Annotated in this window: 4 protein-coding genes; all 4 read right to left on the bottom strand. The window is 57.0% G+C overall.

Annotated elements, in window-relative coordinates; translation table 11 throughout:
• Positions 1-211: 211 nt before the first annotated feature.
• The 4 genes from QPL98_RS17420 to QPL98_RS17405 all read right to left on the bottom strand — a co-directional run bounded on the left by QPL98_RS17420 (position 212) and on the right by QPL98_RS17405 (position 6,301).
• On the bottom strand, positions 212-877 hold the full coding sequence (locus QPL98_RS17420) for a response regulator transcription factor (protein WP_011785685.1): 666 nt from the start codon (positions 875-877) through the stop codon (positions 212-214).
• 39 nt (positions 878-916) lie between these two features.
• Positions 917-2,866 carry an acetate--CoA ligase gene (gene acs, locus QPL98_RS17415; protein WP_303293681.1) on the bottom strand — a complete coding sequence of 650 codons (1,950 nt, stop codon included), beginning with the start codon at positions 2,864-2,866 and terminating at the stop codon, positions 917-919.
• A gap of 298 nt (positions 2,867-3,164) precedes the next feature.
• Positions 3,165-4,706 carry a fatty acyl-CoA reductase gene (locus tag QPL98_RS17410; protein WP_199453770.1) on the bottom strand — a complete coding sequence of 514 codons (1,542 nt, stop codon included), beginning with the start codon at positions 4,704-4,706 and terminating at the stop codon, positions 3,165-3,167.
• A gap of 269 nt (positions 4,707-4,975) precedes the next feature.
• Positions 4,976-6,301, bottom strand: a complete 1,326-nt coding sequence (locus QPL98_RS17405; RefSeq protein ID WP_303293680.1) for an AAA family ATPase — start codon at positions 6,299-6,301, stop codon at positions 4,976-4,978.
• Positions 6,302-6,430 lie beyond the last annotated feature (129 nt).

Here is a 6,430-nt window from a genome sequence, read left to right as displayed (position 1 = left end):
GATCAACGTGCTGGGCGTGAAGGGGATGCTGGCAAGGCTGGCTTGAGGCGCTTAGGCCTCTTTATTGCCTGTAAATATAGGCTGATTGAAAGCAAAAATGCCCCGGACGATGTCCGAGGCATTTTGCGGGCCTGCTCAGAAGCTATGTAAATCGTGTTTTTACACAGCCTCCAAAGGCTCCCGTTTTGAAACAAACTGAAAAGCTAAAACCTCAACTCCCCGAAAGCGACTGCTCCGAAGGATCCAGCTCCATCTGCTGAATGGCAATCACCGCCTGAGTCCGGTTACGAACCCCAAGCTTGCGGAACACCGCCGTGATGTGAGCTTTGATCGTCGCCTCCGAAACATCCAGATCGTAAGCGATCTGCTTGTTCAGAAGCCCCTCAGCCAGCATCCCCAACACCCGGAACTGCTGCGGTGTCAGCGACGCCAGACGCTCAGAGAAATCCGTGGTCTCAGCCTGCATCCGCTCAATCTTGTCGGCGACTCCCTCCGGCAGCCAGACATCCCCTTCCAGCACCGCCTGTATCGCCTCGGTAATGGTCGGCAAAGGTGCCGATTTGGGAATAAAGCCGGAAGCACCGTAATCAATCGAACGGCGCATCACCTGCAGATCCTCTGAACCGGACACAACCACCACCGGCAAACCCGGGTACTGGCCTCGCATGAACACCAGACCCGAAAAGCCATGGGCACCCGGCATGTTCAGATCCAGCAGGATCAGGTCCGCGTCCGGGTGCGACTCTACCGCCGCCTGCAGCGCCTTGATGCTGTCGACCTCCACCGTCTCGGCATCCGGCACCGCCTGATTGACCGCCTGTTTCAGTGCTGCCCGAAACAGCGGGTGATCATCAGCGACGATAATTGTTTGTGTCATTCAACAGATTCCTCACAAGTTAGTGCCAGCAGCGAGGCGTTACTTGAACGCCCGACTGCTGATCAGCTCATCCACTACGCCCGGATCAGCCAGAGTGGATGTATCTCCAAGCTGATCGTGCTCATTAGCGGCAATTTTACGCAAAATCCTGCGCATAATCTTGCCAGACCGGGTCTTGGGCAGTCCAGGTGCCCACTGAATCACATCCGGCGAGGCAATCGGACCGATTTCCTTGCGCACCCACTGTACCAGCTCTTTCTTGAGCTCGTCGCTGGGCTCCTCGCCCTGCACCAGGGTTACGTACACGTAGATGCCCTGCCCCTTGATGTCATGCGGGTAACCCACCACCGCAGCTTCAGCCACCTTGTCGTGGGCAACCAGCGCACTCTCAACTTCCGCAGTGCCCAGTCGATGGCCAGAGACGTTCAGAACGTCGTCCACCCGACCGGTAATCCAGTAGTAACCGTCCTCGTCCCGACGGGCACCGTCACCGGTGAAGTACATACCCTTGTAGGTGCTGAAGTAAGTCTGAACGAAACGCTCGTGATCACCGTAGATGGTGCGCATCTGGCCCGGCCAGCTGTCGAGGATCACCAGGTTGCCTTCGGTCTTGCCTTCCAGGATGTTGCCTTCGTTATCCACCAGTGCCGGCTGAACGCCGAAGAACGGCAGAGTCGCGGAACCCGGCTTCAGGTCCACCGCGCCAGGCAGCGGAGAAATCAGGATGCCGCCGGTCTCGGTCTGCCACCAGGTGTCTACGATCGGGCACTTGCTGTTACCGATAACGCGGTGATACCACTCCCAGGCTTCCGGGTTGATCGGCTCACCCACAGAGCCCAACAGTTTCAGGCTGCCGCGGGTGGTGCCGTCCATGCAGGACTCACCCTGCGCCATCAGTGCGCGGATAGCGGTCGGCGCAGTATACAGGATGTTGACCTTGTGCTTGTCGACCACCTGCCCCATACGGGAACTGTCCGGATAGTTGGGCACGCCCTCGAACAGCAGGGTGATGGCGCCGTTTGCCAGCGGGCCATAGAGAATGTAGCTGTGGCCGGTTACCCAACCGAAGTCAGCGGTACACCAGTAAACATCACCATCGTGATAGTCAAACACGTACTGGTGGGTCATGGAGGCATAGACCATGTAGCCACCGGTGGTGTGCAGAACGCCTTTTGGCGCACCGGTAGAGCCCGAGGTGTACAGCATGAACAGCGGGTCTTCCGCATTCATTGGCTCTGGCTGGCATTCGGCCAAGGCGCTCTTCATCAGGTCTTCGTAACGCAGGTCGCGCCCTTCGGTCCAGGGCACCTGATCGTTACCGGTGCGAGACACCACGATCACCTTGTCGACCTTGGCGTCGTCCTCATGCTTGAGGGCGGAATCCACGTTCTTCTTCAGCGGGATGGCACGGCCACCACGCAGACCTTCATCTGCGGTAATCACGAAACGGGATTTGCCGTTCACAATCCGTGCGGCCAGAGCTTCCGGAGAGAAGCCACCAAACACCACAGAGTGGATCGCACCAATACGTGCGCAGGCCAGCATGGCAACGGCAGTTTCAACAATCATGGGCATGTAGATGGTAACCACATCACCCTTCTTGACGCCCTGATCCTTGAGCACGTTGGCAAACTTGCAGGTCTCTTCGTAGAGCTCCCGGTAGGTGACATTCCGGGATACCGAGGGATCGTCCCCCTCAAAGATGATCGCGGTCTGATCGCCCCGCTGTTCCAGGTGACGGTCGAGGCAGTTGGCCGAGGCGTTCAGGACACCGTCCTCGAACCATTTGATGGATAAGTTATTGTAATCGTAGGTACTGTTCTTGACCTTGGTGAACGGCTTGATCCAGTCAATACGCTTGCCATGCTCGCCCCAGAAGGTATTCGGGTCCTCTACGGACTGGCGATATATTTCCTCATATTGCGATTTGCTGACCAGTGCGCGCTCGGCGACCTCCGGACTTACCGGATATACCTGCTTGTCAGTCATTGTGCTCCCCCTTGATCTGAGTCTGTTGTCATTGTCGGTTTTTAAATTCAGGGTGGTCGGGCGTTTTTCGCCCGCAAGACAGATGCCTGTAGTTCAACATGTGTGCCACCGCACAATGAATTAGACTAACGTCCTAAGATGCCCGGCAATTAGGGGCAACCTGCTCAGAAATGCAGCGATAAGGGCAGGGACGGGCCACTACCAGGTAACACTCTTAAGGATAGTTGGCCCGCAGGAAATGGCCAAAACAGAAGGAAGAATCCGGGGCAGAAACGCTTTCCTGCCCCGGAGAAGATTTTCAGGCTGCTTTTTTACGCTGGCGCGCGGTTTTCAGGCTGTACACCTTTCGTTCTTTCAGGGCATAGCGATTGAGCCCGGCCAGGTGAATCTTGCGCAGGTAGAGTTCCCAGTCAATGAGGCGGGCATCCACCGGGAACAGCCCTTTATCGACCTCACCCATCCGGTTCGCCAGCGCCATCAGCTCATCGTTGCGGAAGATATAATCCGGCGCGGTGTAGAAACCAAAAATGGTTGCCAGCGACTGGGTGGTATCCAGGTTCCTGAGCATTTTCAGGTCCCGGGAATTTCCCAGTAATTTGAGCACACGATCCGTCAGGGAGAGCGGTAAGCGAACACCACTGATCACCAAATCAAACAGCGCCCGGTTAACCGCCAGAAACGGCTTGCTGGGCTGCCGGTAGAACAGGTGATCGTAGGCAGCGTAATTGGCTTTTGATTCCGCCATGAGATGGTCGATGAACTCACCCAGGGAGATTGGATTGCCGCCCCCGCTGCAACATTGATAGATGCGTCGCCGACCGGGTTCTCCAAGAGCTTCCGCCAGGGAAAGGATGATGGAGTTGGCCACCAGGTCCACTGGAATCACATCGATGATACCGGAGCGTTTGCCCGGGAACAGGGTCACTTTTTCCCGTGCGTAAGCCAGGATGATGGCATCTGCCACCTTCACCCCCTCAATCCAGCCGGCCGCCGGCTCCTCCAGGGCACTTTCGATAATCGAAGGACGCAGAATGGTCAGGGTGCGCCCGTTTAACGCCTTCATCAGCAACTGTTCGCCCAGCCACTTGGTAAAGGTGTAGGTATCGCTCCAGCCATAGCGGTTGGCTTCCCGAATTCCCAGGTCCACCAGCTTCTTCTCCAGCACTTTGCCGGAATAACGGGCCTGAACGTCTTCAATTTTATCCTGAAGCAGGCGAACGAGCTCTTCTATCTCATAGAAGCCGTCCGGGGAACGCGGCACGGCCTCGCCTGCCGGCTTGATCACCGATTCGGTTACCTGCCCCGAGTTCATGCCATTGACATAGCAGGTGGAGACCTGCAGGACCGCAAGCTTCGGATTCAAATCCACCAGGCCGGCAATATTCCGAAGGCACAGGGTGTTGATGGCCAGCGCCTTGTCGAGCTCTTCACGGAAATTCACGCTTGCAGCGGAGTTGATCACCGCATCCAGTTCGGTGGCGAGATTGCGATAGTCTTCCTGCCCTATCCCGAAACCCGCTTCGGTCACCTCACCGGTCACGCAGTGAATGCGCTCTTCCAGAAAGGCGTCAAATGCCTCTGAATCGGCCTCGCGAAGACGGTCAAACACCGAGGACGTGGCAATTTCTTCCAGGAAACGGGAACGAGCATCCGGGTGCCGTTTATTGCCCCGGATCAGCAGGTAAATAGCGCCGATATCAGGCACCGCCCGAATCAGCTTTTCGAGGACCACCTTGCCCAGAAAGCCGGTGGTACCGGTGATCAGAACCCGCTTGCCGCGTAGCTGTCCGAGCACCTTTGATGATGAAGTGTCAGCGTGATGTACCTGCTGTATTGCCATGATAGAACTCCTTCTCTGAGATCACTAATGCCGATCTGACGCCGGCCAGTACTGTGCGGGCGGGGCACATCCCTTTCCCCGTCGTCACTGATTCCCTGTTGCAACCGCCTGTCAGAGTGCCTGCATATTGCGGGCCACGAGCCACGATATCGGTCAATTCTCACACAACGAACGTGACAGCACGGTGACAGACTGCAAAATTACGACACAAAAAACGCTAATAAAATGACAATTAAAAAGGCACATGGATCGCCCCGGAAACGGCTGCCTCAGGAGCCCGTTCGGTCTTTGCCCGCCAGCGCCCGCAGCAGGTCGTCCAGTGAGACATTGGCCGGTTTTTCCCGCAGGGCGCGTACCAGTTGCTCCTGCTCACCGAAACTGACCCGGTCATACAGAGGGCCCTCAAGGCTGTGATGAACCGCCTGAGAGGGGGGCTGGTCACTCGGCGGTGGCGCCAACTCATCTGACAAATGCCGCAAATGACGAGCAAGACTGGCGCGATCGCGAGTCGGCAGCTTATCCCAGTTCATGGCGGCGAGACTGGTCTGAATGATCTCCACCGTGTCGGCATCGGGACTGCGCCCCAACAGTGCAAACAGCCGGGTAAATGCTTCATATCTGAGCATGACATCATCGGGTACCGATATCATGGCCTTCTCTAATTGTGCGATCAGATCCAGACAATGCTGCCGGCTGCTTTTATCCGCCCCGCTGCTCTGACCATTACCTGCGTCCGCCTCAGTGGCGCGTTTGGCGGCCCGGTACCAATAAGCGGCGATCCCCGCCTTTCTTGGGGGCAGTCGGCCAACATGAACGTTCAGCATTTCTGCCAGAGAGTGGAACTGCCGACAGGAGGGATCCGAGGCCGGGAGGACTGTCACCGGCGTCTGATTAAGCACTGACTGACGCAGGGTTTCATCACGCCAGAGCGCGCCCAGATAATGCAGCGACCTTTGCAGGTGGCGCTGGCAGGCACCATTGAAGCGCTGAAACACTGAGCGCGCCTGACTGGCCCCCTGCGCCATATTAACGATCACTGCCGGGGTTCGGCGGTAGCCGCGGCGCTTGAGCACTTTCATCAGCGAGAAAGCATCAGTGAGCGAGGCTGGGTCCGGCGTAACAACCAGACAGGCCAGCTCGGCGGCGGCAATCATATGCAAACCCACGGCCTGTAACCCCGAAGCCGTATCGATGATGACCGTATCGTAGCGGTTCTCGAGCTCGTGCAGGGCCCGCAGAACAGCCAGGCCGCCCTGCTCCGACAGCTCCATGCAGTCCTGCACACCGGATGCACCTGGGATCAGATCCAGCCCGCCGTAAGTGGTCATGATAATATCCTGCATGACGCATCGCCCCGCCACCACATCGGCAAGCGTGCGCTGAGGGTAGGCACCTACCATAATGCTGACGTTGGCAAGGTCAGTATCGCCATCCAGCAGAAGCACCTTCTGGCCCTGCTCGGACAGAGCAATGGCCAGGTTCAGCGCCACCGTGGTCTTGCCAACACCGCCCTTTCCACCCGTAATGGCAATGGTTCGGGTCTGGCGCGATTTTTGCGCTGGGTTCTGGCTTTGTGTCTGCTTGGGGACTTCCATGAAAAACAGCCTGGACGCTTAAACTTGTCACTATAAGCGACATTTTAACCTGTAAAAAGGGTACACATATCACAGACCGGATGATAGATCGCTTAAAAAAGCACCAATAAGTATTTAATAGTGACAGAT

This window comes from Marinobacter sp. ST-43 (assembly GCF_030541085.1).
Taxonomy (GTDB): domain Bacteria; phylum Pseudomonadota; class Gammaproteobacteria; order Pseudomonadales; family Oleiphilaceae; genus Marinobacter; species Marinobacter nauticus.
Note: the sequence above shows the minus strand (reverse complement) of the source record. Positions and strands in the feature narration are given on the sequence as shown.

Excerpts from the sequence above, each read along its gene's own strand:
- acs (WP_303293681.1), bottom strand. The coding sequence starts at position 2,866 with ATGACTGACAAGCAGGTATATCCGGTAAGTCCGGAGGTCGCCGAGCGC.
- QPL98_RS17405 (WP_303293680.1), bottom strand. The coding sequence starts at position 6,301 with ATGGAAGTCCCCAAGCAGACACAAAGCCAGAACCCAGCGCAAAAATCG.
- QPL98_RS17420 (WP_011785685.1), bottom strand. The coding sequence starts at position 877 with ATGACACAAACAATTATCGTCGCTGATGATCACCCGCTGTTTCGGGCA.
- QPL98_RS17410 (WP_199453770.1), bottom strand. The coding sequence starts at position 4,706 with ATGGCAATACAGCAGGTACATCACGCTGACACTTCATCATCAAAGGTG.